Here is a 26,609-nt window from a genome sequence, read left to right as displayed (position 1 = left end):
TGTTTTTATTAAATAAACTATTGTGTAGCTGTTAATTTAACACAATCACATATATTATCATAAATTAATAAAAAAAATATAAACATTAATTACTATCATTAAAAATAATTATTATATTTGCTGAAATATAAATTAAATAATTATGAAGAAATTTCTACTCACGTGCTCACTGGCACTAGGATTAGGAGCAAACGCTCAAATTTTTGTAAGCGAAAGTTTTGAAACTGCAGCTTACACTGCAAACGGATTCGTCTTCACAGGAGGGTACAGTCCGAACACATATCTTGCAGGATGTGATGGTACTATTGCAATTGGATCAAACCTTTATGGAACCAATGTAGCATACAACACATCAACCTTAGTGTACACAAAGCCAGCTTCAGTGACTGCAAACGGAAAAAAAATTGATGTATCGTTTACAGTATCTGCGCTTCCATATGCTACAGGTAGCACAACAAATGGAAACTTAAATGTTGCATATTCTACAGATGGTGGTACAACGTATGTTCCTTTCGGTACAACTTACACGTTTCCATCTACTGGGGTTACTTGCTACGCATACTCTGCACAAATACCAGAATCTGCCAACGTAAATGGAAATTTCAAACTTAAAATCACAAGTGTAACTGTAAACGGTGCAACTGATGATTTCTACATTTTCTTGGACAAAGTTGTTGTAAAACAAGAAGCTACCGCAGCTCCAGCTTGTACAGCATTAACTAGTCCTGCTTCTGCTGCTACCGGTGTATCTGTAAGACCTACACTAACGTGGGCTGCTGCTTCCGGTGCTCAATCTTATACTGTGAAATTAGGAACTACTCCTGGAGCTTCTGATGTATTATCTACAACAGTTAATACCACATCTTATACTCCACTATCAACAAGTGCTTTACCACAAAACAAACTTCTGTATGCAACTGTAACAGCTACAAACGATATTGGAAGTGCTACTGGTTGTACAGAAACGACTTTCACTACCGGAGCTAACGCAATAGCACCATATTGTGGCCCAATGATTTCTACTGCTCCTACACAGACAGCACCTATCAAATCGTTTATCTTCGGAGGTGTGACCAATACTTCTGACGCTGCAGCAACCACGATTGGATCATTTGCACCGCACGAAAATTATTTATCTGCTCCTTTTGAAGTAAAAAATAACGTAACGACTGTACCATTTACTGTAAACGGAATTGGTATTACAGGTAATGGATGGGGTACTTCGATATTTATTGACTGGAACAATGACGGAGATTTCTTAGATGCTGGTGAGTCATATTTCAATACTACTGCAACAATCAAAAGAACTACTACTGTAAGTGCTGCAAATATTGCTACTTTAACAGGAAACATTACAATCCCTGCAGGCGTTACACTAGGTCAGAAGAGAATGAGAGTTAAGTATAACTTTACTGGAACAACGATCCATTCGTCACTTACAACTGGTTGTACCGATATTAACAATGGACAGGTAGAAGATTACACAATCGACTATAAAGATTTCTTAGCTGTAACAGATGTAAACAAAGCAGCAGTTTCTGTTTATCCAAATCCATTCACAGATGTTCTTAAAATCTCTGATGTAAAAGGTGTTAAATCTGTATCTGTAAACGATATGTCTGGAAGACAAGTGAAATCTCTTGCACCTTCTGCAGAAATCAATTTATCTAGTTTGAAAGGTGGATTGTATATCGTAAACCTTAATATGGAAGACGGAAGTGTAAAAACTTTCAAAGCAATCAAAAAATAATTTATCTTTAAATTATTAAAATAATGAAGCCGCCTCGTTTTGAACGAGGCGGCTTTTTGTTATTAGCAAGTTTTATTGACTTTAAGTGTTAATATTCTTTTTTAGAAAGAAAAATTATTTTATATTCGTATCAGTTTTAATAAATTTATAATATTATGAAAAAAATTCTATTCTCTTGCCTTTTGGCATTAGGTATTGGGGTAAACGCTCAATATGACTTTACCGAAGATTTTGAAGGCGATGCAGCTGGTATGATCCAGTTTGGCGGTGGTGGTTTCAACACCGTTAATTTCTGTAGTGCCGGAACTTCCGGGTCTTTAACTTACAGTGCAACTGTAACCCAGACAGGATGGTTGGCAAATCTTTTGGAAAAAGGTGATGCTACGGGCCAAACAAACAACGGTCAAAAACTTGACATCACTTTTAGCTACAAAAAAGGAGCAAATCTTACTGGAACTCTATACGCTGCTTATGCTGTATTAGATGAGGAATCTAACTCTTGGTCTATCTATACTGTTGGAACAGGAACCGCTTTGACTGCTGCTGCAGTTACGACTTGCGGAACTGTGACAGGTTCTGTTCCGGCTGGGACATTCGATCCTAACAAAACTTACGCTGTAGGAACATGGATGCAAAGAAGTGGAACCAGTACAGGAGCTCTCTATGTAGATGATTTGATCGTGAAACAAGCCGCTGTAAGCACTGTGCCAGCTTGTACTACATTTACAACACCTACTAACGGCGGTGTTGTGCCTGCAGGAACTTACGGTCTTACTTGGGCAACTTCAGCTATTGCTTCTGGTTACAAAGTAACTGTTGGAACTACAGCTGGCGGATCAAATGTTGTTAATACAACGATCTATGGTAATTCATTAAATGTAGCTTTAACACCTAACACAACTTATTACGCTAAAGTATTGGCTACAAATAGCGTTGGTGATGCTACCGGATGTCAGGAAATTACTTTCAGTACAAATAATACAGTTGGACACTGTGGACCATTGACATCTACTGCACCGACTGCTATTGCTCCAATTAAGTCTGTAAACTTCGCAGGTGTTACAAACACATCCGATCCTACAGCTACAACAATTGGTTCGTTCCCGGTTCATCAGAATTTTACAACTATAGAATTCCCTGTAAAAAACAATGTAACAAGTGTACCATTGACTATCCAAGGAACTACTAACGGAAATCCTGTAAATGGATGGGCTGCATCTGTATTTATCGACTGGAACAACGATGGAGACTTTGATGATGCTGGCGAATCTTACTGGAACACTACAGAAACAATGCTTAGAGTATCTGGAGTAACAGATAATCCAGTTACATTAACTAAAAATATCGAAATCCCAGCAGGTACTTCATTAGGTAAAAAATTCATGAGAATTAAATATAACTTCTCTGGAGCAACTATCCATACTGCTTTAGTTTCTGGCTGTGCAAATATGGTAAATGGACAAACAGAAGATTACACACTTGATTACCAAGATGCGCTTGCAGTTTCTGACGTAACTAAAGCTGGTATCTCTGTATATCCAAATCCATTCACTGATGTTCTTAGAATATCTGATGTGAAAGGAGTTAAATCCGTATCAGTTAATGACATCTCCGGAAGACAAGTTAAAACGCTTGCACCTTCTGCAGAACTTAACCTTTCTAGCTTGAAATCTGGATTATACATCGTTAACCTACAAATGGAAGACGGAAGTGTAAAAACTTTCAAAGCTATCAAAAAATAATTCTCTAGAATTATCTTAATACTAAGCCCACTCGAACAAGTGGGCTTTTTGTTTGCCAACAAATGGATCATCAAAAGTAAATTATATCACTAATTTATTAGATACAATAATATTTGGTTCTGCTGAAAGCAAGTTTAATTTAAATATGAAACTCATTAAAAAAAGAAAACTTGTCACATTAAGAGTACGTTTGTTTAATATTCATAATACTTTCGTAAGATTAAATTCAAACCACAAAAAAAATCCCGTGAAATTCACAGGACTTTGTCATTTTATTATAATGCTGATCTTACCAGATTTTTACTCTTTCTTCCGGTTTTTTGTAAAGCTTGTCGCCTTGCTTCACATCAAACGCTTTGTAGAAGGCTTCGGTGTTTACCAATGGTCCGAAACTTCTGTAAAGTCCTGGAGAGTGTGGATCTGTTTTCACCTGATTGGTCATAAACTTCTCGGTAGAAAGCGTTCTCCATACGGTCGCCCAACTTAAGAAGAATCTTTGATCCGGTGTATAACCGTCAATTTTTCCAGGCGTTCCTTTGTCTTTAAGGTACATTTGCAATGCGTCATAAGCGATATTGACACCGCCAAGATCAGCGATATTCTCTCCGTTTGTAAAAGTTCCGTTCACGTGGATATCTTTTACCGGAGAATAGGTATCGTACTGAGCTGCTAAACTTTTCGTTGCTTTCTCGAAGTTGGCTTTGTCTTCGGCAGTCCACCAGTCTTTCAGGTTACCATCACCGTCGAACTGTGCACCACTGTCATCAAAACCGTGCGTCATCTCGTGCCCGATTACCGCTCCAATTCCTCCAAAGTTAACCGCAGCATCTGCCGCTGGATTGAAGAAAGGCGGCTGAAGAATCGCAGCAGGGAAAACGATCTCGTTGTTTACCGGATTGTAATAAGCGTTCACAGTCTGTGGAGACATTCCCCACTCTGCTTTATCTACAGGTTTTCCAACTTTTTCCAATTCCTTAGCGTAATGCCAGCTAGAAACATTCTGAAGGTTTGCGTAAAGTGTTCCGCCATCTTTTTCAGATTTAAGAGTCAATTTAGAATAGTCCTTCCAAGTATCTGGATAAGCGATCTTAACGGTGAATTTATTTAATTTCTCTAATGCTTTGGTCTTCGTTACAGATGACATCCAAGTCAGTCCGTTGATGTGAACCGCAAAACTTTTCTTAAGATAATCCACGTAAGTTAACATCTGTGCTTTAGCCTCAGGCGTAAAAAACTTCTCAACATACACTTTACCGAAAGCTTCACCCACAACGCCATTGATCAAACCAAGCGCTCTTTTGTTCATCGCTCTCTGCTCCTGCTGGCCTTGTAGATATTTGCTGTAGAAATCGAATTTCATTGTATCCAATTTCTGATTCAGGTAACCTGCGCTTCCTGAAACCAAGTTGAATTTAAGATAATCCTTAATCAGAGGGATATTTTTCTCTGTCAGGAAAGTATCAAGGTTTTTGTAATAACCCAATTCTCCAATGATTACTTTATCAGTTTTAACGCCTACTTCAGCCAAATATTTTGGAAGATCGATGTTCTTAACTAAGGCTTTAAGTTCAGGTAAAGTCTTAGGATTGTACTGAAGCGTAGCATCACGGATCTGCTCATTCGTCAGCAATGTTTTAGCAATTTTCTTTTCGAAATCTACAATTTGTCCCGCGACAACTGCTGAGTTCTTGTAACCGATCTCAGTTAGAACCTGAGCTACATACTTTTTGTATTCCTCGATGGTTTCTGTATTCTTCGGAGAATCTTTTTGATAATAATCTCTTCCAAGACCCAAAGATGCATCACCCAAATAAACAGCGTTCATTTTAGAATCCTTAAGATCGCCGTCTACACCCCACTCGTAGAATGAGTTGTCGCCTCTCTTCGTTGCGTCGATCAGATATTTCTGAAGATCCGCAAGATTCTTGATACCATCAATTTTAGCAAGATCTCCTTTGATAGGATTAAGACCGTCGGCATTACGCTTGTTCATATCCATATAAGTCTGGTAAAGCGCCTGGATCTTCTGCCCTTCGGAACCGTTCTCGAATTTCTCTTTCAGGATGTTGTCCAAAAGTCCCAATGAATTCATATCTGTTGTCTCTCTCAACTGTGTGAAAGATCCCCAGCTTGGCTTGTCTGCAGGAATCTTGGCGGTTTTCATCCAGGTTCCGTTGACATAGTTGTAAAAATCATCTTGCGGACGAACAGTGGTGTCCATATAAGTCAATTCCAGAGCGTTTTGCTTGGATTGCGCAGAAACAGTGCTTACCAAAGAAGCTAACATTAATGCTGTAAGTGAGATCTTTTTCATTTCTTGATAAAAATATTTGTTCTATATGTAGTTTTAAAGCTGTATTTGTTACAATTTAATCATCCAAATTTCAAAAAACTAAAAGTAAGACTTATTAGCCAAAATCCTTCTATAACTTACTTATAATTAAAGCATTAATTAAAGAATGAATCTCAGTAGATTTAATAATTAAATTAATTGATTTGATATTTAGGATTTTAATAGATAGAATGATATTTTTACATCTTAATTCACAACAAATCGTACACAAATGCATCATAATTTATTATTAATACTAGCCTTACTTTTTTCAGTTTTCATGATGGTGATGGTGGCCAGAAAAATGAAAATCGCTTATCCGATATTTTTGGTCATCGCAGGCTTGGCAATCAGTTTACTCCCGGGAATTCCGGAAATAGAGCTGGATCCGGAATTGGTTTTTCTGATCTTTCTTCCGCCATTGCTTTACGAAGCCGCATGGTACACCTCCTGGAATGACTTTTGGAAATGGAAAAGACCGATTTCGCTTTTGGCTTTCGGATTGGTTTTCGCAACGTCTGTGATTATTGCTTATCTTTCTCAGGCTATGATCCCAGGATTTACATTGGCTTTAGGATTTTTGTTAGGCGGAATTATTTCGCCGCCAGATGCCGTGGCCGCAACTACCGTTTTGAAAGGATTACCAGTTCCGAAAAGAATCGTGAGCATTCTGGAAGGTGAGAGTCTTGTGAATGATGCGTCATCTTTGATTGTTTTCCGATTTGCTTTGGCTGCGATTCTGACAGGAAGTTTTTCTATGCACGAAGCAGTGGGTCAATTCTTTTTAGTTGCCGGAATGGGAATCGTCTGCGGACTTGCAGGCGGTGGAATTATGTATTTGATTCATCGTTTTCTCCCGACCACCTCAGCAATTGATGCCGCTTTAACCATAATGACGCCTTATATTTTATATCTGGGTGCAGAACAATTTCATTTCTCCGGAGTAATGGCAGTGGTGACAGGTGGACTTTTCATCTCCTACCGATCTCACGAAATTTTCAAAAACGGAAATACACGACTCAATATGCTGGGCGTTTGGACCACCGTTATTTTCGTGATGAATGCAATGGTTTTTATATTAATAGGCTTGTCACTTCCTTCCATCATTCACGGACTTGAAGAAGCATCGTTGATTCAGGGAATTAAATATGGGGTAATTATTAGTGCTGTAGCTATTGCAATTCGGTTTTTGTGGATTTATCCCGCTGCGTTTGTTCCCAGATGGCTTTTCAAATCGGTAAGGAAAGAACAAAATCCTGGCTGGAAAGGTCCTCTTGTGATTGGCTGGGCAGGAATGCGAGGTGTGGTTTCTCTGGCAACGGCGCTTTCAATTCCGTTTCTGATGCCGGACGGTTCGCCTTTTCCGCATCGTAACTTGATTTTATTTATCACCTTCATCGTGATTTTCATCACCTTGGTAGTTCAGGGATTGTCTTTGCCATTTATTGTCAAAAAACTCAACATTCCGCCTTTGGATGTTGTTTTACCACAGGAGCAGCAGGAAGCTCAGATTCAACTGAGGCTCAACAGACTGGCTTTGAGTCATATTAATAATAAATACAGTGATGTTTTGCAGAGAAGTAATCTGCTGAAGAATTATCAGATGCAGATTTCACTGGAAACCGAAAACACAGAAAATCAATTAGACCTGATGGAATGTAACAATTGTACCTCTCAGGAAATTGATAACTTCGAAGAAATTCTAAAAGAAATCTACGACAGACAAAGGGTGGAAATCTTCCAGATGAGAAAAGAAAAATACTATGAAGACGAGGAAATCAGAAAAGCAGAACTTCAGCTGGATTTGAATGATCTGAAGATCAATCCGGATTTTCATTCATAAAATAAATGCAAAAACTCTTCCAATGACGGAAGAGTTTTTCAATTGTAAGCGTTGTTGATAAAAAATTATTTCAGCTTCATATAGTGCGCCACTTTTTCCTCAAGATCTTCCAGGTTAAAAGGTTTTGCAACAAAATCATCTGCCTGCGCACTTTCTGCCAAGGCTGCAATATCATTATTTGCCGTCACATAGATGACAGGAATATTTTTGAATTCCTCATTGCTTTTCAGCAGTTTAGTTGCTTCCACGCCGCCGATATTCGGAATCCAATTATCCATCAAAATCACATCCGGACGGAATTTTGAAACTTTTTCTATGATGTCGTGCGAAGTTTCGGAGATCTCTACTTTGTATCCATTTTCTTCAAAAATGATAGTGATAACCTCCAGAATACTTGCATCGTCATCAAAAATTAAAATCTTATTCATTAGTATATATAGTTAGTTTATTTAAGTTGATTAATATAATTTGCCAGATTGTTTGGTTTGATAATCAGATCATATTCCACATTCTGGATCGCCTGTTTTGGCATATAATCCACATCTGCCGTTTCCGGATCCTGAATCCAGATTCTTCCCTGATTTTTCTTGATATATTTCAAGCCTTCCACACCGTCAGAATTTGCACCCGACAAAAGCACACCGATTGTACTCTGTTTAAAGATCTCTGCTGCAGATCTGAAAGTGACATCTATAGACGGCCGCGAGTAATTCATTTTCTCTGAACTGTCCAGCGAAACGGTATTTTTATTCTCGAACAACAGATGGTAATCCGAAGGAACGATGTAGATTTTATTCCTTTCGATTTCGGTTTTATCCTCAATTTCGATAACTTCTATTGCAGAAAACTGCTGCATCAATTTTGGGAGAATGCTTTCTGCCTGCGCCTTGCGATGAAGCACCAAAACAATTGGAAACCCAAGATCTGCTTTCAGGTTTTTGACCGCCTCCAGAATGACCTGAAGACTTCCTGCGGAGCCGCCAATCACAATCAGTTCTGTATGTGGATCTTTGGTCTCCATAAATTAATTAAGATCTACTTTTTTCCAGATTTTCTGATCATCAATCTGATGGTAAAATTTATTCAAATTCGAAAACCTTAATGTTTCTTTCGAACCTAAAGCCAGATAACCCAAATTCTCAAGACTTGCATCAAACAAATCAAAAACGCGCTCCTGCAATTCTTTATCAAAATAAATCAAAACATTGCGGCAAATGACCAATTGAAAGCTGTTGAATGAACTGTCTGATACCAGATTATGCGTTGATAAAATCAGTTTTTCCTGCAGGCTTTTGTCAAATTTTGCACTGTCATAATTAGCAGTGTAATAATCTGAGAAATCCTTTTTTCCTCCGGAAAGCATATAATTTTCGGAATAGGTTTTCATCTGATGCATCGGGAAAACGCCGGCTCGTGCAGTTTCCAACACAGACGGATTGATGTCTGTGCCGTAAATCAGACATTTGTGATATAGTCCGGCTTCCTTCAGTAAAATCGCGATTGAGTACGCTTCCTCACCTGTGGAACATCCAGCCACCCAAATCCTGATCAATGGGAAAGTTCCCAACTGCGGCAAAATCTTTTCCCGAAGCGATTTGAAAAATAACGGATCACGGAACATCTCTGTGACATTCACCGTGATCTCTTCGATGAAATGTTTGAAGTAATCTGCATCATTCAGCACCTGATAGCGCAGTTCCGCATAGCTTGTAAATCTGTCTATCATGCATATCCGATTGATCCTTCTTGTGAAAGATGCGCGGCTGTACAGAGAAAAATCATAACCGTAAGATTCGTAGATGTCCTTTATCAGGTGTTCTATTTCGTTATCTTTTACGATACTTGGTTCCAGCATTAGCAGTGTTTTTCTATAGCATTTAACAACAGATCTACGTCTATTGGTTTCTTAATATAATCCTGAGCGCCCGCTTCCAGACATTTCTGACGGTCTTCATCCATCGCCTGTGCAGTCACGGCAATGATTGGTGTTTTGCTTATCTCGGGTGTATTTCTTATAATTTTAATGGCTTCGTATCCATCTATTTCCGGCATCATCATATCCATCAATACGACGCAGAACTCTTTATCTTCTTTCAAAATCCTGATCGCCTCATCCGCCATCATACAACTTTCGAGCTGATATTTTCTGGCTTTCAGGGTCAATCGCAGGGCAAAAATATTATTAGGATCATCATCCACAATTAAAATTTTCTTACTCATAAAAAATTCGAACAGTTTTTAGTTTTCATATAACCAGACACGGAGCAAAGATAACAATTGATCTATATCCACAGGCTTAGTGATATAATCCGACGCACCAGCCTGGAGACATTTGTCCCGATCGCCAATCATCGATTTTGCCGTCACCGCGATAATTGGCAGCTTCTTATAAGCAGGCATTTTCCTGATTTCCTGGATCGTTTCGTAACCATCCATTTCCGGCATCATCATATCCATCAATACGACATCAATATCCGGATTGATTTTGATCTGATCCAAAGCCTGTTTTCCGTCCATTGCCAAAACGACTTCGACCTTGTATTTTTCTAACGCTTTGGAAAGTGAGAATATGTTGCGAACGTCATCATCCGTAACCAATATTTTTTTGCCACTTAAAACTTCTGTCAAAGATCCTAAAGTTTTGTTTCTAATAATCTCGGCAGAGCTGTTTTTTTCCTCTACCAAATGTAAGAACAGTCCAACCTCATCCAGGATTCTTTGGTAAGAATGCGCCGTCTTTACAACAATAGAATCTGCGTACTGTTTGATTTTAAGTTCTTCGGACTTGGACAAATTGCGTTCCGTAAAAATGATGATCGGTAAGTTCTCGAGACCTTCGTAGCTTTTTATAGACTCGATGATCTGGTAGCCATTTCCTCTCGCAGGACCAATATCCAAAATTACACAATCTACTTTGTCCGACGTCAGTGCTTTCACGCTGTCTTCCAAATTATCTTCAACAGAAAGTGAAATATTAAAGTTGCTGAGGAAATAAGACAATGCGTTGGCGTGTCTCGCGTTTTCCTCCACAATCAGTACTTTTTGGGGCGATCTTTTCAGCGCATCTTCAATTTTTTTGAAGATCTCTGTCATCTGCTCCATTGCCACAGGTTTGTTGATGAAATCGATAGCGCCTTTCATCAAACTCTGTTGTCTTACGTGCAGAGACGACATCATATGAACCGGAATTGGTTTGGTCTGTGGATTTGCTTTCAACTCATCCATCACTTGCCAGCCGTCTTTTACAGGAAGCTGGACATCAAGCAAAATAGCAGCAGGACGGTATTGCAATGCTGCAGAGATTGCGTGATCGCCTCTCACCGCCACAATTCCTTTGTAATTTTGAATCCTTGCATATTTCAGTAATGCTTTGGCAAAATTGGTGTCATCTTCTACAATCAGAATGACTTTATCATCTTTTTCAATATTATCACGGTCATCCGCCACATCTTCCGGAATCTGAAGATCGTTAATTGGTGTTGAAATCCCGTATTCATTGAAATCAATGATGTTCTTCACTTCTTCAACATCTTCTTCTTCGCGAATCACCTGATCCAAAATCTGATCTTTTTGAATCTTATTTATTTTTGATTTTTCATTTTTCGGAATGATGAGGCTAAACTCACTGCCTTCATTTACTTCGCTTTCAAGCACTAATTCGCCGCCCAATAATTTTGCAATCTCGCGGCTGATCGACAATCCCAAACCTGTTCCGCCAAACTTGCGCTGAGTAGATCCATCGGCTTGCTGGAATGCTTCGAAGATTACCATTTGCTTATCTTGCGGAATTCCAATTCCAGTATCTTTCACAGAGAAAATAATACAATCCTGATCTTTTGGATGCTGCTTTATATTCAGCTGCACACTGCCTTCTTTTGTGAACTTGATGGCATTGGAAAGCAGATTTCTTAAAACCTGATCCAGTCGCAAACGGTCGGTTTCAATAGTTTTGGCCAGATCATTTTCTATATTAATATTAAATTCGATGCCTTTGTTTTTGGCTACAGGACCCATTAGATTCTTAAGATCTTTCAAAACATTATCCAAAGCAACTTCTTCATACTCAAGCGACATTTTTCCGGATTCGATTTTTGCAAGATCAAGAATTTCATCAATTAATGTCAACAAACTTGTACCGGAACTTTGGATTACACGTGCAGATTCTATCTGATCTTCATTCAGATTATCATCGGAATTTTCTGCCATTAATCTAGACAAAAGCAGAATTGAGTTCAATGGTGTTCTCAACTCATGCGACATATTTGCTAGGAATTCGGATTTATATTTGGTGCTTAATTCCAGCTCTTCAGCTTTTTTCTGAATTTCAGAATTACGTTCCGCTATCAAATGGTTTTTTTCTTCCAGCAATTTGGAACGCTCTTCCAGTTCTGTATTGGTCTGCATCAGTTCTTCCTGCTGCACTTTGAGTTCTTCTTCGGAAGCTTGCAGTTTTTGTGTCTGCGCTTCCAATTCCGTGTTCAGATTTTCCAATTCGGAATGCTGAACCTGTAACTCCTCAGACTGTGCCTGAGTTTCTTCCAGCAATCTCTGTTCTTTTTCACGGCCTTTTGCAGCATTGAGCGCAATTGCAATGTTTCGGGAACTTTCAACAAAAAATTCGACTTGATCTTCATCAAAATTAGAATTTGAACTCAGTTCCAAAACACCAATGCCTTCATTATTAAGAAGAATCGGAACCAGTACAATACCATTAATTTTAATCTTCCCGGTTGCAAACGAAACGGCAAAGTCATTCTCATCCAAATCGTTATAAACCTTTTGTGTTTTTTGAATGAAAGCCTGTCCGACCATTCCTTCACCAAGTTCGAAAGACTGTCTCATTGTATTTTCCAGTCCGAAAGCCGTTGTAAGTCTTAATTTTGCATCATCTACCAAATAAATTGCACCGTTTGTACAATTCCCGTAATCAATTAATTGGTTTAATGAATCAATTGTCACCTGGCTCACAGATTTGTTTCCAACCAAAGATTCATTGATCAAAGCCAAACCTTTCTGATGCCAGTCGCTCTTATTAATCTTATCAAAGGATTCTTTTAGGGAATCTGTCATATGATTCAGAGATTCCACCAGATCACCTAGATCGCCGTCATAATTATCTACCAATCTTTGATTGTAATCGCCATTGGAAACTCTGTTTGCAACCTGCTGAATGACGCTTACTCTTTTTGAAATTTCAATATCTTTTGCTTTCAGTTCTTTCTCAAGCTTATCTCTTCTTAGCAGATCATTTCTAAGTTTAACATAGAAAAATACAGTTACTGCAATGGCAGCAAGCGCAGAAAATATGATGAATAAAACAGTTGTGTTAGACGATCTGTCAAGATCTATATTTTTTTTCGCCAGCTGAGCTTCTTCAAACTGTACAAAATTATGAACTAGAATTCTGCATTTGTCCATATAGACTTTGCTGAGCATCATCTGATCCTGTGTCATTGCAATGCCGTTTCGTTTGTTCTGAACAAATTGTTTCAGATTGCTCATATTGCCGTCCACATTTTGCTCCAGGCTTTTGAGACGCTCCAATTGTTGAGTGTTATCAATATCAAATGATTTGGCAAGTTCTATTGCCTTAGAATATTCTTTGATACTGCGGTTGTAAGGTTCCAGAAAACTTTCTTTTCCTGTGAGCTGAAATCCCCTGTTACCGGTTTCCGCATCCAAAAGTGCAATCAAAACATCTTTTACAGCAGTCATAGATTTTCTGCTTTTGGAGACATTTTCACGATGTTCCATTTGTTTCTGAATGCTCCAATAGGACGCAATGGAACTCGCAATTAATATAAATAATGAAAATCCAATCCCGAATTGTAGATTTCTGATAACTTTTTTCGGCATAAAATTAATTTAAAGGTAATGTGAAATAAAATGTAGAACCTTCTTCTATCACACTCGATAACCCGATTGTTCCGTCGTGCTGGTTGATGATCTCGGAACAAATATACAAACCAATCCCCATTCCCTGAAACTGCAGAGACGATTCTTCGACTCTGTAAAATTTCTTGAAGACAGCATCCTGTTTGAAATCCGGAATTCCGATTCCGAAGTCGGTAACACTTACTCTTACTTCGGTTTCATCTACAAAAGTTGTGACAATGATTTGGTTATTTTCCGGAGAATATTTGATCGCATTCGTCAGAAAATTAATCAAAACCTGCTCGATTCTGATCTCATCAAATGGAATCTGAATAGCAGGAATGAAACCGTGTCGTGTGATTTTCACTTTATCATCGTGTGTCTGAATGATCGTGTCAATGGCATTGTTGATTACATTATCCAGGTTATTTCTTTTTTTATTGATCTTGAGTTTTCCGTTTTCAATTTTGGAAACGTCCAGCAGATCTGTGATCAGGCTATTCAATTTTTCAACTTGTGATAAAGCTTTTGTCACATAAGCAGCTTCTGATTTTTCTTCATTAATTTTCAGTTTTCGTTCCAACAGCTGCATGTAAGCCTTGATGCTGGTCAAAGGTGTTTTGAGTTCGTGGCTGGCAATACTCAGGAATTCGTCTTTTTCCTTTTCAATCTTCTTCTGATCGTCTATATCAGTGAAAGTTCCCACCCAGTTTTTAATTGACTTTCCGTCGAAAACGGGAGACATTCTCAGCAAATGAAATCTGTAGTCGCCGGTTTCCCTATTCTTGATCCGAATTTCTAACTCAAGTGCTTTCTTTTTCTTTCGGCAGCGTTCAAACTCCAGCAGAATACTGTGATCGTCGGAATGTGTTTTAGGAAAAACTTTTTCTGAGGCGGAATATTCGTACCATTTGCTGTTCACAAAAGTAACTGCGCCGTCTGCATCCAGAGTGAATGCAATCTGAGGCAAGGCTTCCAGCATCAAATGAAAATGATCGATTTCGGATCTCATTGTCACCTGCGCTTCTCTCCTGCCCTGTACTTCCAGTTCCAGACTTTGCTGGCTTTTTTTCATGGCAAGATTATTCTCCTGCAGGTTATAAAAAGTTTTGACTTTGAGCAGAAGAATTTCCGGGTCTATCGGTTTTGTCACGTAATCTATCCCGCCGGATTCATAACCACGGGTAATAAATTGTTTTTCTGTGTTGACAGCGGATAAAAATATGATTGGAATATCTTTTGTTTTGCTATATCCGGCAAAGGATTCTGCTACTTCAAAGCCATCCATTCCCGGCATCTGAACATCCAAAATAATCAATGCATAATTATTTTTGAGTGCTTTTCCCAATGCCTGCTCACCAGATTCAGCCGTATCGACCTGAAAATCTTTGGATTCCAGTAATTTTTTTAATGAATAAATATTGTTCTGATTATCATCGACAATTAAAATCATAATATATAAATGGTCTAATACCTGGTTTACGTTTCCTTAGTTTCAAAAATACTCACATATTTTCAAAAAGCACGCCATTATCTAAAGTATATTTAAGAAATAAATCACTAAATAAAATCTTGACAATTCATAATCCATTATTTTTAAATAATTACAAACTATTCTTTTATTTTTATAACTAATTAAAAATAAAAACGCTTAAAAATAATTTTAAAGCGTCCAATTAAACTCAAGATTATACAAACGAAAAAATCCTACAATAAAATTGTAGGATTTGCGATCCGGACGGGACTCGAACCCGCGACCTCCGCCGTGACAGGGCGGCATTCTAACCAGCTGAACTACCGGATCAATTTTTTGAAAAGCAATTGATAAAACTTTATGCGATCCGGACGGGACTCGAACCCGCGACCTCCGCCGTGACAGGGCGGCATTCTAACCAGCTGAACTACCGGATCTCTTGCCCAACAAACTTAGAAAAACTATCGTCGTTTATTGTGGTTGCAAAAATACAACAATAATCCACAACTGCAAATTTTATATAAAAAAAAACGCCTCTCCCGAGGAAAAGCGTTCATTTTCAATTATATTAATTTCTTACAAGTAAGCATTCAGCTTCTCAGCGATCACCTCTTTTGGTGCTACACCTACGATTTTATCTACAACTTCACCGTTTTTGAAGATCAAAACTGTAGGAATATTTCTGATCCCGTAATCTACAGAGATCTGCTGATTGTTATCAACATCTACTTTTCCTACCAAAGCTCTACCTTCAAAGTCGTTTGCTACTTCTTCGATGATTGGGCCAAGCATTCTACAAGGTCCGCACCAAGCTGCCCAAAAGTCAACTAAAACTGGTTTATCTGAATTTAATACTGTTTCCTGAAAGGACTGATCTGTAATTTCTACTGCCATGATTTCTTTTTCTTTGTTAATTTGTAATACAAAACTACAAAATTTATATTCTATTTTTTCTGTTGATTATCTATGTAAACTATCGGCTTTTTCTATAACGAACTGGCTGCCTATTTCCTCCAAAGCTGCAACCAAAGCATCAATATCCGATTTTTTGGTGTAATGACTGAATGAAATTCTTAAAGGTGTTTTGTTATCCAAATCATCTTCTGACAACACGGACATCAAAACCATTGAAGGCTTTGAAGCACCTGAGCTACAAGCACTTCCTTGAGAAATGGCAATGCCTTTCATATCCAATTGCAATCCGATTAGAGGATTTTTGTATGGAAGCAAAACGTTTAAAACCGTATAGAGGCTTTCGTCGTCCGCACTTCTTCCGTTGAATTTGATTCCTGATATTTTCTCTGTTAATTGTTGGATTGCGTAATGTTTGATGTCAAGAATATGGTTTTTATATTCCTCCATTTTTTCCTGAGATATTTCCCAAGCTTTGCCCAAACCTGCGATTCCTGTTACGTTTTCTGTACCAGCTCTCAAGCTTCTTTCCTGTGGTCCTCCAGTGATGATTCCTTTCAATCCTGAAGATTTTCTTACGAATGCAAACCCAGCACCTTTTGGGCCGTGGAATTTGTGCGCGCTACAAGACGCGAAATCAACTGGGATTTTAGAAAAATCCAAGTCAAGATGTGCCATTGTCTGAACTGTGTCGGAATGGAAAAGTGCATTATTTTCTTTGCAAAGATGCGCTACTTTTTCGATGTCGAGAAGATTCCCGATCTCGTTGTTGGCGTGCATCAATGTTACTAAAGTTTTCTTATCTGATGATTTTAACGCTTCTTCTAATTTATTTAAATCAAAATCGCCGTTGGAATCTGGTCTTAGATAAACCAATTCTACGCCTTTCAATTTTTTCATTTCGAGGCAGGTTTCGGCAACACATTTGTGTTCCAAAGCGGAAGTGATGATTCTTTCCACGCCAAGATAATTGACCGCGGATTTGATGATCATGTTGTTGGATTCTGTTCCACAAGAGGTGAAAACAATCTCTCCAGGTGTTACTTTCAAAGAATCTGCAATCTTTCGCCTTACTTCCTCCAAAACGGTTTTGGCCTCCTGTCCCAAGCTGTGCGTGGACGACGGATTGCCATAATTGAATTTCATTACATTTACCATACAGTCTATCACCTCATCGTCGAGAGGCGTAGTTGCAGCATTATCCAGATAAATTCTTTCCATTTTAAATTTAGATTTTGAAGCCGAAAAAGTTCGAAAAATTAAGGTACTAAATTAGTGAAAAAATCGGTAATGCGATTCATTGGCAAACTTAAACATTGGTTTGTCCCCAAAAGTGTCTCCGAAAGCTATGATCTTGTCGAATTTCTTGTCACCAAGTTCCGCTTCTATTCTGCAGACTTTCTCGTCTTTATTACAATTTTTGCCGATGAACTTCCCTGTAAAAATATCATCTTTGAACTCCGCTTTTGTAGCCAGCAAAGTCATATCAAACTTCTCCGCAAATGGTTTTACCCAAATATCCAAAGACGCTGAAACGATGTAAGATTCCGTATTTTCTCTGTTGATATTATTAATGAAATCCAAAGCATTTTCCCTGAACAAACTTGGATAATTCTCCTCGAAGAACAGTTTTGCTTTTTTCTCAATCTGATATTTGGATTCACCTTTTAAGATGGATGAGATAAAACTCTTTTTCACCGCTTCTGCACTGGCTAATTTTAATTTTAATAAAATAAAAAGTGGCACATGCTTCAGAAATTGAAACGAATATTTGGAAGGATTGTAAAACTTCAAAAACAAAAACATCGTGTCTTTGTAAGTAAGCGTTCCGTCGAAATCGAATAGATATAGTTTTTTCATAAGTGATGAATTATGAATGATAAATGATTATTTGCATCGCTCTTTTGAGTTAAAAGTGAAGTCAATTATGACCTATCATTCATCAATTATAATTTAAGTTTCTTAAAAATAAACTCAGGAATGTTTCTAATGATTAGCATTACAAACGCCCAAATTGGTAAAACGTAGGCAACATTCTTTTTATTTTTAAAAGCTTTATAAATTCCTTCGGCTGCTTTTTTTGGAGAAGCTGTAAGAGCTGGATTTAGTGGTAAACCTTCTGTCATTTTGGTGTCCATAAAACCAGGTTTCACGGTCAACACGTGGACTTTTTTATCAAAAAGATAATTTCTCAATCCGCTTAAATAAGCCGTCAAAGCTGCTTTTGCAGAACCATAAATGAAATTACTTTGTCTTCCTCTTTCGCCTGCGACAGATGACAAAACAATCATTGTTCCGGCTCTTTTGGATTCCATTCTTTTGGCGAAGAAGTTGAGAACAGGAACTAATTTCGCATAATTCACATCAATGATTCTTTCTGTATTTTCATCATCGTAAAGTCCTTCTTCCGTTCCCAGACCAAGATAGCCAGTCGCGCAAAACAGAACATCAGAATTGATATTTTCCAGAGTTTTATAATCGATGTCATTCATCAGATCCAAAGGAATGATCTCGGAATGTTGAAAAAACTTCACCTGAATATGTCCGGCGAATTTCTCCGTCGTTTCGGGATTGGAACTTAGGAGATAAATGGTCTGGAATTTTTCGCCTTTCGCCAAACATTCTTCTACAAATGCCTGTGCAACTTCGGAATTGGAACCTAATATTATCATAGTAATTAGTTGTCGGTTGTTAGTTGTCAGTTGCTGGTAGAGAATAGATTTCTATCAACCATCAACAAAAAACTATCAACCATTATTAATAATTCTCTTATGCTGAAGTGAAACAAACTTTGAGGAATCAACGTTTTGAAGATAATTCGTGAGCGATGAACGGCTCATACTGTCTTTGGTCAAATAAATTCTTCCACCGAAATTTTCTACAATTGTATCGAGTTGGTCAACGAGTTTTTTCAGACCTTTGTTCACTTTAAAGTCCAAAGCCAGAGTGTAACCTTCAACTGGGAAAGAATTGTAAGCTTGTGGATTATTTTTCCCGAATAACTTTAGAACTGCTAAGAAAGAACCGTTTCCACTTTTTGCAATCGTCTCAAGGATTTGTCGCATTCCTTCTTTGCCATTTTCTTTCGGGATGACCATCTGGTATTGGATAAATCCACTTTTTCCGTAAATCTTGTTCCATTCATTAATCACATCCAATGGGTAGAAAAACGTTTCGTAATCAATGAAATTATTGAGTTGTTTCTTCGTCTGCTTGTTATAATAAAGGAAATTGAAAATCTTAATACTCAAAGAATTAAGAACAAATCCAGGAAAATAGAATGGAATCGTCGGCTTTGGTTTCTCTTTCAGCTTTAAAGTTTTCTTTTGAAGGTTGGTTGGCAATTCGGCTTTCAAAGCGTGTTCGCCTCTCATTAAAATTGATCTTCCTAAGTTTTTTCCTTTTTGAAAACAATCAATCCAAGCGACGTTGTAAGTCCAATCTTCGCTTTCATCAAACAATCGGAAAACCTCATCCAGATTTTCAGCTTTGATACTTTCCTGCTTGATGTAAACGGATTCTATATTTTTCAGTTTGAATTTGGCTGAGAGAATAATTCCTGTTAATCCCATTCCGCCAATCGTTGCCCAAAATTTGTCTGAGTTTTGTTCACGTGAGCAAGTGATGACTTCGGCATTTTCGTTCACCAATTTAAATTCAATCACATATTCCGAAAAGCAACCTTCTGCGTGGTGGTTTTTCCCGTGAACATCGGATGCGATGGCGCCACCAACGGAAATATATTTGGTTCCCGGCGTCACGTAAAGAAAATAACCTTGCGGAACAGAAACCTCCAAAATATCGGATAAAAGAACGCCGGATTCGCATTCGATCACGCCATTTAATCTATCAAAAGAAATAAACTTGTTGAGTCTTTTGGTTGAGAAAATATGTTCACCAAGAGAAGCATCGCCGTAGCAACGTCCGTTTCCTCTTGCGATGACTTCGTTATGATCTTTTACAAATTTTTTAATCTTCGAAACAGAATCGTCTGACCGCATTTCTTTTTCGACCACTGGGAAATTTCCCCAGTTAGTCACTTTCTGTACAAAATTTGGTTTCATCTGTAAATGTGTATTTTTTTATAAGTCAATTTGACTCGCATCAATATCTTCATCATTGTTTTTAATCTTTCTTGCGATTTACTTTTTAAAATAGATTTGCAGCAAGAAAACAATTACCCAAAGTACAATTGTAATCTGAATATACCGGTCTTTATAAACTATTTTGGTTGGTGATTCGGTTTTGTTGTAAACCAACGTTTGCTGCAAATATCTCAGAAATGCAAACACAACAAATATCACGGTGTAAAAAACCCTTGGATGAAATCGCGCCTGAACTTCCGGCGACAAGGTGAACATCAAATAACATATAATCGCCAAAGTACAGCTTATAGACAAGGCAATATCTGCAAACTGAACATTATAGCCGTCCAGTGCTTTTCTGGTTTTCCCGGAAATCTGGGCATTGATCAATTCACCTCTTCTTTTTCCGATTGCTAAAACTAAGGCTAAAACGAAAGTCAATAGAATTGCCCAATTGGTCACAATAATCCCAGTGACATATCCACCTGCTAAAACCCTGAGAACAAATCCAATCGCAATAATACAGATATCAACAATTGCTACATGTTTTAGTTTAAACGTATATAAAAGATTCATCACAAAATAGAATCCTATAATTACCCCGAACTTCCAAAAATTAGTATGAAAAATATAATTACCAAAGAAAATAGAAGCTATTGACAACAATACCAAAAAGACAAATAAAATCTCCGCACTTCTCTTGGAAACCGCACCACTTGCTAATGGACGGCTTTTCTTCTCGGGATGTTTTTTGTCGGATTCGATATCAAAATAATCATTGATTATATAAATAGAACTTGCTGTCAAAGAGAAAACCAGAAATGCGAAAATACTCTCGTAGAACAAATAAGAATTGGTAATTTTACCTGAAAAAAATAACGGAGCAAAAACAAACAGATTCTTGACCCATTGTTCCACTCTGATTAATTTTAAATAGTTTTTCATCAATAGTTTTAATAATCTTACAAAAGTAGCATTAAAATAAAAAAACCGCAAATTGCGGTTTGTTATTTCTTTGAAAATGAATAATTATTAATTTGACCCAGCAGATTGAGCGGCATCATTGATCATTTTCTCATTTGCTGTAATGGCAAACTCTACACGTCTGTTTTGTGCTCTTCCTGCATCTGTATCATTAGAAGCAACCGGACTAGATTTTCCTAAGCCTTCTGTAAACAATCTGGAAGAAGCAATACCTTGCGCTGTAAAGTAATTTTTAACAGCAGCAGCTCTCTGAGCAGAGATTCTCAAGTTCACTTCATCACTACCAATACTGTCTGTATGACCGTAGATATTAATGTTGGTATCAGGATTATTTCTAAGAACTGTAACCAATTTATCAAGATTGGTCTTTGCAAGAGTCGTTAAAGTAGATGAGTTGAAATCGAAATTAACCGTATTCTCGTGAAGAGTCACTTTGATTCCTTCTCCTACTCTTTCCACTTCTGCTCCTGGTAATACGTCTTTGATTTCTTTGGCTTGTTTGTCCATTTTGTTACCAATGACACCACCGGCAACACCTCCAACTACACCACCTAAAACTGCACCAAGAGGAGCATTTCCACCTTTTCCAAGATTGTTTCCTAGGATTCCACCAAGAACCGCACCTGCAGCTGTACCAATCGCGGCACCTTTCTGTGTATTGTTTGCGTTTTGCACCGCTTCACAGCTTGTAATCAGTAATGATCCGGAGATCATAAAAGCTGCAATATTTAATTTTGTAAATTTCATTTTTAATTTATTTAAGGTTATTTAGTTCTGATAAAATTATATCTGATGTCCATTGGTTTTCCATCTGCATTCACAGATTGAACCAAAGTAAAAGTAGTTGCTGTAGCATTTTCCAACATCAGTTTGTAGCCGGATCCTACTCTCTTCGCTTTTTCGCCTTCACCTACTTTTTTGATGGAAACAACGCCCATTTTATCTACACTAAATGTAATATTCTGTGTTCTTTCAGGACAAGCAGAACTTCCGTGAATTGTGTATGTTCCTGTATAATTATTTGGAATGAAAGTCCAAGAACTTCCTACAAAACAGCTGATGCCAACACCTTCGTCAAAAGGCTTCACACTGAACTCCTTGTTATAATCTACGTTTGAAATATCCCACTGACCTTTTAGTTTCATCACATCAGAACGCATTGTCTGTGCTTCACCTGCGCTTACGCCGGTTTTACTTGCACAAGAGGTAACAAGCAAACTTGCTGATACCATTCCGAAAAAAAATAATTGTTTCATAGTTTTAAAATTAATACTAAGGTATCATAAAAAACTATGCCAAAAGATAAAAAACAAAAAATCTGAGAAATTCTCAGATTTTTTGTTTTAGCCTAAAAGTGTACTAATTAAAGTTTAGACTTATCAATCGCTTTATGCGTTTTTTCTTTTTTAACAGATTTTTTTACGGCCTTTGATGATGAGTTGGCTCTGTAAAAATTGTTGTAAGCATATTCTGCAGCTTTCGCTACATCAATCACACCTGCTGATCTTGACAAATTCTCAAAACCGTTTACTGCATTGGCATTTGATGTTTTAACCAAAGATTCTATGATCTGCTCAGGTTTCAAATTTGGCATGTAAGCTAACAAAACCGCAGCAGAACCAGCCACCACAGGTGATGCCATAGAAGTTCCCTGCAAATATTCGTATTTGCCGTCGGGAACAGTAGAATAAATCTGTGAACCCGGTGCGAAAACATCTACCATTTTCTTGTCATAATTGGAGAAACTTGATTTCAAAGCAGCAGCATCATTGGTGTTTGATCCAACTACAATCATATTATTGATAAATGGCTTCTCATCTGACTGAGATTTGAAATTGGTTGGGAAATACTGGTGTTCTGCAATGTCTTCATTTTCATTTCCTGCTGCTTTTACCAAAAGAACACCTTTGCTTTCTGCATATTTGAATGCATCCCAAACTACATTTTTACCAGGAGAAACTGGTTTTCCGAAACTCATATTAAGGATTTTCGCACCGTTGTCCACTGCATAACGAACAGCATTTGCAACGTCTTTATCTCTCTCGTCGCCATCAGGAACTGCTCTTACAGTCATAATCTTTGCCACTCTGGACGCAACACCATACTGATTTTCTGCTCCGTTTGCCAGACCTGCAATGATTCCTGCAACGTGCGTTCCGTGTTTTGCATCCGGACCTTCGTAATGGTTGTTTCCGTAACTTTTCTCAGAGTAATCGTCATAATTGTCTCCAACGATAGAAGCTCTAGGATCAAAATCTAAATTAAAACCTTTCTCAGCTTGTGGCGTGAAATAATCCAAAGCCTCTTTCATCTGATCTTTCAGATATTTCTCAACTTCCGGTGCTGGTTTTCCTGCAATCTGAGGATCATTTGACATCTGAGCAAGAACCTGCATTGCCATTGCTTCCTGCTGGTTTGCCGGTTTGATGCCTGCTAAAGTTTCTTTGGTTAAGTTTTTACCGTTCAGCAATTTCACCATATCTGGAATGGCATTGTTGATCATTGTATAAAGCTGAAGACTTTGTTTTGCTTCCTCACCTTTTTTGGTAAAGATCTCCTTAGCTTTCATGTACATTGCAAAATCCTCAGGCATTTTGGTTTGATTCTCTTTATTTTTTGCAGAATCGTCGCCTTCGAAAAGTGGTTTGTATTTTTTTACAACTCTAGTAACTTCCATATTATCAACATCGATGTCACCATTTTTTCCACCCAGGAAATTCCAGCCGTAAACATCATCGATATAACCATTTCCGTCATCATCTTTTCCGTTATTTGGAACCTCATTTGGATTTTTCCACATATTTTTTACCAATCCCGGATGATCTACTTCTACACCGCTATCCAAAACACCAACTACAACAGTTTTTGGTTTAAGTCCTTTAGATTCCAAGAATTTATAGGCATTTTCTGTATTCACACCATAGACTTTGGTAGTCGCATAATCTTTGTGATACCACGTTTTCAGATCTTTATCATTTTCAGGAGTAGCTGTCTGTGCAGCAATTGTTGCAACTCCGGCATAAAAAGCTGCCGCTATTAATAAATGTTTCATATTAGATAAGTATTTGTTTCAAATAAAATAGAATTACTGATCATAAATAGTTATTCTAAAATTAATTGATTTTAATATTTTTTATATAAGTCAGACTTTCCGGTCCAATGTTACAGATCAAGTCCAAAATTGACAGATCTTTCAGGAAGCCATACTTCTCTGAAAAGCTTTGGTAATATTCCGCAAACTCGGTTTCTGATTCGGATTTGGCTGAGAATTTTTCTCTGAAATTTTCAAATTCCGGTGTTTTTAGATATTCCTCTGTCAAAGTAAATTCTTTTTCGGTTTTAAGGATATTAAGCACAACTTTCAAAGCATTTAGATTGAATTCTATCAGTGAATTCGTTTTTCCTTCGAAAATAGTTTTTAGTTTGTCTTCATAATATTCGAAGTATGGTGTGCTCTGGTAAGCTGTTTTGATGGATTTCCAATGGAGTTTCTGCCAATCTTCCGCGAAAGAAATTTCAATATCTTTCATTTCACGTTTCCCCGTGTGTTTGATTGGAATGATAAGCGGTAATTTTCCATTGGCACCATAAATGACTGCCCGATTTCTGTAAGTCTGTTTTGGAAAATTTTCAAATTGCTCCAAAGTAATTTCATTTTCCGGATCCAAAAAAACTGAGAACCACGAAATAGGTGGTAGATAAAATATGGGTAAAAGAATCTTGTTGTTCATATTTGTTAAAACTAAAAACTTTGTCAAAGATTTGAAACTTTGACAAAGTGTGATATTATTAAACCTGATTAAAGTTAAAAAACTTCAAGCAAGTGTAGAAATTTTATTTGGATGACAAATCCCTTAGCCCCGATAGAAGCGGCATCCTTTTTTTGCTTTGTCAAAAAATTTCTACTAAAGACAAATCTTTCTAAGCAAAAAAAGATATAGTGGATAGCGGGATTTAGCTCCTAATTACTAATCTTCTTCTTTTTTCTTTTTGAACATATTGGCGAAGAAATCCCATCCGAAGAACAGCACCAAAATCAGGACTGCCACCCACCAATATGAAGTTTTGTTGGCTTCTCCGGTGTTTGTCGCTTTGAACATTCTGTCCCAACGAACTCTTTTGCCTGGAGCCTGATATGTAGAACTTGCGTCTGAGAACAAGCCTTCCACACTCAACCAAGTAAACATCGGGCGTCCGACGATATTTTCTTCCGGTACAACCCCAAAGTATCTAGCATCCAATGACGCATCACGGTTGTCCCCGATCATCATATAATAATTCTGCTTGATGGTATATTGGTTGGTTTCCTGTCCGTTTATATAGATTTTTCCGCCTTTGTTCTCCAATTTGTTGTGTTCATATTCTGAAATGATCCAACGGTATTGCGGAAGCGATTCCTGATCCAATTTTACAACATCGCCTTTTTTAGGAATTCTGAGAGGTCCATACCAATCCTGATTCCACGGTTTGTTGATCGGATAGATAGAATTAACGGTATCAATATTTTTTGTGTAAGCTGTTTTATCTGCATTCAGTTTGAATCTTACTGCGCCAGCTCCTTTCTCTTCAATTTCTTCCTTAATTTCTGTCACACCCGGAAGTTCTTTGATCTCTTTTGCAGTCTGATCTGTTAAACCCTGGAAGCCATATTGAAAACCGGAATTTGTTTGTTCTTCCACAACTGGTAAAAAGCCGTAAGCTTTGTAAAGTTGCTGAATGTCTAATTGTGAATTTGATTTCACTATAAATCTATGCTGCTGCTGCTCATCACCAAGGATTTTTTCCGGTGCATTGTTGACAAATAATCTTCCGGCACGAAACTCAATCACATCACCTGGAATTCCGACGCATCTTTTCACATAAGGGTCTTTTCTGTCTGTTGCAACGTGAACAGAATCTTGCGGATAATTGAAAACTACGATATCATATCTTTGTGGTGTATTAAATTGGAATATTCTGTAATAAGGTAATTTTATAGCTTCAACGTAAGATTTTGGATCATCTTTTGGGTTGCCTTTTTGTCCAGCATCATAAATTGTTCCTTGCAAAAACGGAATTGCTATAGGTCTCATTGGCAATCTGAAGCCATAGCTCCATTTATTCACGAAAAGAAAATCACCAACAAGAAGTGTTCTCTCCATAGAGCCTGTTGGAATACCAAATGGTTGTATAACAAGAGTATGTATCAAAGTCGCAAAAACTACAGCAAAAGTCACTGAACCTAAGAAGGTTTCTTTTTTCTGCTCCTCTTCCTCTTCTTCGTCAATAACAACTTCAGGATTAGAAAAATAATTAACCTTTGCAAGATATAAATATCCTAAAAGTACAGTAAGTAATTTATCTACAAAACTGGTTTTCCCAAATTTTCTCATTAAAAATAGATGAAAAACAATCATCATTATCGTTCCTACGACCGGAAAATATATAAGAAATGCCCACCAAGTTGGGTGTTTTGTTTCTTTCAGAATAATCTGATAGTTCTTAACTGGAACTAATGCCATATAAGGTTTATAACCCATCTTCTTGAAAAGTTTCCACGAAGAAACAAAAAGAAGTACACTTATAAGAATAATATAGACAAGTGCCGTAATTATATAATTCATTCTGATTTTA

At 37.6% G+C, this 26,609-nt stretch carries 21 protein-coding genes and 2 tRNA genes; 3 read left to right on the top strand and 20 right to left on the bottom strand.

Going from position 1 to position 26,609, the window contains the following annotated elements:
• Positions 1-142: 142 nt before the first annotated feature.
• Positions 143-1,750: a GEVED domain-containing protein gene (locus tag LUD75_RS16715; protein WP_232706955.1), complete on the top strand. Its 1,608-nt coding sequence runs from the start codon at positions 143-145 to the stop codon at positions 1,748-1,750.
• 155 nt (positions 1,751-1,905) lie between these two features.
• Complete coding sequence (locus LUD75_RS16710) at positions 1,906-3,492, top strand: T9SS type A sorting domain-containing protein (protein ID WP_232706954.1); 1,587 nt, start codon at positions 1,906-1,908, stop codon at positions 3,490-3,492.
• A gap of 289 nt (positions 3,493-3,781) precedes the next feature.
• Here LUD75_RS16710 and LUD75_RS16705 read toward each other — a convergent pair whose 3' ends face one another.
• Complete coding sequence (locus tag LUD75_RS16705) at positions 3,782-5,806, bottom strand: M13 family metallopeptidase (protein WP_232706953.1); 2,025 nt, start codon at positions 5,804-5,806, stop codon at positions 3,782-3,784.
• Positions 5,807-6,056: 250 nt separating this feature from the next.
• Here LUD75_RS16705 and LUD75_RS16700 point away from each other — a divergent pair, with 250 nt between their 5' ends.
• Positions 6,057-7,667: a Na+/H+ antiporter gene (locus LUD75_RS16700; protein WP_262908228.1), complete on the top strand. Its 1,611-nt coding sequence runs from the start codon at positions 6,057-6,059 to the stop codon at positions 7,665-7,667.
• Between the two features lie 65 nt (positions 7,668-7,732).
• Here the strand turns inward: LUD75_RS16700 and LUD75_RS16695 are convergent, their stop codons facing one another.
• The 19 genes from LUD75_RS16695 to lepB form a co-directional block, all read right to left on the bottom strand.
• Complete coding sequence (locus LUD75_RS16695) at positions 7,733-8,095, bottom strand: response regulator (RefSeq protein WP_232706951.1); 363 nt, start codon at positions 8,093-8,095, stop codon at positions 7,733-7,735.
• 17 nt (positions 8,096-8,112) lie between these two features.
• Entirely contained in the window at positions 8,113-8,688 is a 576-nt protein-coding gene (locus LUD75_RS16690) for a chemotaxis protein CheB (RefSeq protein WP_232706950.1), read from the bottom strand.
• Positions 8,689-8,691: 3 nt separating this feature from the next.
• Positions 8,692-9,522 (bottom strand): protein-glutamate O-methyltransferase CheR, encoded by an 831-nt coding sequence (locus LUD75_RS16685; RefSeq protein WP_232706949.1) that lies wholly within the window; start codon positions 9,520-9,522, stop codon positions 8,692-8,694.
• Positions 9,522-9,887, bottom strand: coding sequence for a response regulator (locus tag LUD75_RS16680; protein ID WP_232706948.1), 366 nt, complete (start codon positions 9,885-9,887; stop codon positions 9,522-9,524). Before LUD75_RS16680 ends, LUD75_RS16685 begins: the two co-directional genes overlap by 1 nt.
• Before the next feature lie 18 nt (positions 9,888-9,905).
• Positions 9,906-13,523 carry a response regulator gene (locus LUD75_RS16675; protein ID WP_232706947.1) on the bottom strand — a complete coding sequence of 1,206 codons (3,618 nt, stop codon included), beginning with the start codon at positions 13,521-13,523 and terminating at the stop codon, positions 9,906-9,908.
• A gap of 4 nt (positions 13,524-13,527) precedes the next feature.
• Positions 13,528-14,994, bottom strand: coding sequence for an ATP-binding protein (locus tag LUD75_RS16670; RefSeq protein ID WP_232706946.1), 1,467 nt, complete (start codon positions 14,992-14,994; stop codon positions 13,528-13,530).
• Between the two features lie 277 nt (positions 14,995-15,271).
• Positions 15,272-15,345 (bottom strand) — tRNA-Asp (locus LUD75_RS16665).
• A gap of 33 nt (positions 15,346-15,378) precedes the next feature.
• Positions 15,379-15,452, bottom strand: a tRNA-Asp gene (locus LUD75_RS16660).
• 139 nt (positions 15,453-15,591) lie between these two features.
• Positions 15,592-15,909 carry a thioredoxin gene (gene trxA, locus LUD75_RS16655; protein WP_034972729.1) on the bottom strand — a complete coding sequence of 106 codons (318 nt, stop codon included), beginning with the start codon at positions 15,907-15,909 and terminating at the stop codon, positions 15,592-15,594.
• A gap of 66 nt (positions 15,910-15,975) precedes the next feature.
• Positions 15,976-17,148, bottom strand: a complete 1,173-nt coding sequence (locus LUD75_RS16650) for a cysteine desulfurase family protein (protein WP_232706945.1) — start codon at positions 17,146-17,148, stop codon at positions 15,976-15,978.
• 51 nt (positions 17,149-17,199) lie between these two features.
• A complete protein-coding gene (locus tag LUD75_RS16645) occupies positions 17,200-17,787 on the bottom strand; it encodes an HAD family hydrolase (RefSeq protein WP_232706944.1) in 588 nt (195 codons plus the stop codon).
• An 86-nt stretch (positions 17,788-17,873) separates the two neighbouring features.
• Entirely contained in the window at positions 17,874-18,599 is a 726-nt protein-coding gene (locus tag LUD75_RS16640) for an SDR family NAD(P)-dependent oxidoreductase (protein WP_232706943.1), read from the bottom strand.
• Between the two features lie 75 nt (positions 18,600-18,674).
• Complete coding sequence (locus LUD75_RS16635; RefSeq protein WP_232706942.1) at positions 18,675-19,991, bottom strand: FAD-binding oxidoreductase; 1,317 nt, start codon at positions 19,989-19,991, stop codon at positions 18,675-18,677.
• Between the two features lie 78 nt (positions 19,992-20,069).
• Complete coding sequence (locus LUD75_RS16630; RefSeq protein WP_232706941.1) at positions 20,070-20,957, bottom strand: decaprenyl-phosphate phosphoribosyltransferase; 888 nt, start codon at positions 20,955-20,957, stop codon at positions 20,070-20,072.
• Positions 20,958-21,044: 87 nt separating this feature from the next.
• Positions 21,045-21,743: an OmpA family protein gene (locus tag LUD75_RS16625; RefSeq protein WP_232706940.1), complete on the bottom strand. Its 699-nt coding sequence runs from the start codon at positions 21,741-21,743 to the stop codon at positions 21,045-21,047.
• 17 nt (positions 21,744-21,760) lie between these two features.
• Positions 21,761-22,252 (bottom strand): lipocalin family protein, encoded by a 492-nt coding sequence (locus LUD75_RS16620; protein WP_232706939.1) that lies wholly within the window; start codon positions 22,250-22,252, stop codon positions 21,761-21,763.
• Positions 22,253-22,359: 107 nt separating this feature from the next.
• Positions 22,360-24,048: a S8 family serine peptidase gene (locus LUD75_RS16615; protein ID WP_232706938.1), complete on the bottom strand. Its 1,689-nt coding sequence runs from the start codon at positions 24,046-24,048 to the stop codon at positions 22,360-22,362.
• A 61-nt stretch (positions 24,049-24,109) separates the two neighbouring features.
• Positions 24,110-24,727, bottom strand: a complete 618-nt coding sequence (locus LUD75_RS16610; RefSeq protein WP_232706937.1) for a WbqC family protein — start codon at positions 24,725-24,727, stop codon at positions 24,110-24,112.
• Between the two features lie 237 nt (positions 24,728-24,964).
• A complete protein-coding gene (gene lepB, locus LUD75_RS16605) occupies positions 24,965-26,599 on the bottom strand; it encodes a signal peptidase I (RefSeq protein ID WP_232706936.1) in 1,635 nt (544 codons plus the stop codon).
• Positions 26,600-26,609: the final 10 nt, after the last annotated feature.

The sequence above is a fragment of the Epilithonimonas sp. JDS genome, from assembly GCF_021261315.1.
In the GTDB taxonomy this organism is placed as follows: domain Bacteria; phylum Bacteroidota; class Bacteroidia; order Flavobacteriales; family Weeksellaceae; genus Epilithonimonas.
The sequence above is the reverse complement of the archived record's forward strand: the minus strand, read 5'-3'. Positions and strand labels throughout refer to the sequence as shown.

Excerpts from the sequence above, each read along its gene's own strand:
- LUD75_RS16620 (WP_232706939.1), bottom strand. The coding sequence starts at position 22,252 with ATGAAACAATTATTTTTTTTCGGAATGGTATCAGCAAGTTTGCTTGTT.
- LUD75_RS16650 (WP_232706945.1), bottom strand. The coding sequence starts at position 17,148 with ATGGAAAGAATTTATCTGGATAATGCTGCAACTACGCCTCTCGACGAT.
- lepB (WP_232706936.1), bottom strand. The coding sequence starts at position 26,599 with ATGAATTATATAATTACGGCACTTGTCTATATTATTCTTATAAGTGTA.
- LUD75_RS16710 (WP_232706954.1), top strand. The coding sequence starts at position 1,906 with ATGAAAAAAATTCTATTCTCTTGCCTTTTGGCATTAGGTATTGGGGTA.
- LUD75_RS16680 (WP_232706948.1), bottom strand. The coding sequence starts at position 9,887 with ATGAGTAAGAAAATTTTAATTGTGGATGATGATCCTAATAATATTTTT.
- LUD75_RS16690 (WP_232706950.1), bottom strand. The coding sequence starts at position 8,688 with ATGGAGACCAAAGATCCACATACAGAACTGATTGTGATTGGCGGCTCC.
- LUD75_RS16685 (WP_232706949.1), bottom strand. The coding sequence starts at position 9,522 with ATGCTGGAACCAAGTATCGTAAAAGATAACGAAATAGAACACCTGATA.
- LUD75_RS16670 (WP_232706946.1), bottom strand. The coding sequence starts at position 14,994 with ATGATTTTAATTGTCGATGATAATCAGAACAATATTTATTCATTAAAA.
- LUD75_RS16635 (WP_232706942.1), bottom strand. The coding sequence starts at position 19,991 with ATGAAACCAAATTTTGTACAGAAAGTGACTAACTGGGGAAATTTCCCA.
- trxA (WP_034972729.1), bottom strand. The coding sequence starts at position 15,909 with ATGGCAGTAGAAATTACAGATCAGTCCTTTCAGGAAACAGTATTAAAT.
- LUD75_RS16675 (WP_232706947.1), bottom strand. The coding sequence starts at position 13,523 with ATGCCGAAAAAAGTTATCAGAAATCTACAATTCGGGATTGGATTTTCA.
- LUD75_RS16700 (WP_262908228.1), top strand. The coding sequence starts at position 6,057 with ATGCATCATAATTTATTATTAATACTAGCCTTACTTTTTTCAGTTTTC.
- LUD75_RS16630 (WP_232706941.1), bottom strand. The coding sequence starts at position 20,957 with ATGAAAAACTATTTAAAATTAATCAGAGTGGAACAATGGGTCAAGAAT.
- LUD75_RS16625 (WP_232706940.1), bottom strand. The coding sequence starts at position 21,743 with ATGAAATTTACAAAATTAAATATTGCAGCTTTTATGATCTCCGGATCA.
- LUD75_RS16645 (WP_232706944.1), bottom strand. The coding sequence starts at position 17,787 with ATGAAAAAACTATATCTATTCGATTTCGACGGAACGCTTACTTACAAA.
- LUD75_RS16705 (WP_232706953.1), bottom strand. The coding sequence starts at position 5,806 with ATGAAAAAGATCTCACTTACAGCATTAATGTTAGCTTCTTTGGTAAGC.
- LUD75_RS16695 (WP_232706951.1), bottom strand. The coding sequence starts at position 8,095 with ATGAATAAGATTTTAATTTTTGATGACGATGCAAGTATTCTGGAGGTT.
- LUD75_RS16610 (WP_232706937.1), bottom strand. The coding sequence starts at position 24,727 with ATGAACAACAAGATTCTTTTACCCATATTTTATCTACCACCTATTTCG.
- LUD75_RS16615 (WP_232706938.1), bottom strand. The coding sequence starts at position 24,048 with ATGAAACATTTATTAATAGCGGCAGCTTTTTATGCCGGAGTTGCAACA.
- LUD75_RS16715 (WP_232706955.1), top strand. The coding sequence starts at position 143 with ATGAAGAAATTTCTACTCACGTGCTCACTGGCACTAGGATTAGGAGCA.
- LUD75_RS16640 (WP_232706943.1), bottom strand. The coding sequence starts at position 18,599 with ATGATAATATTAGGTTCCAATTCCGAAGTTGCACAGGCATTTGTAGAA.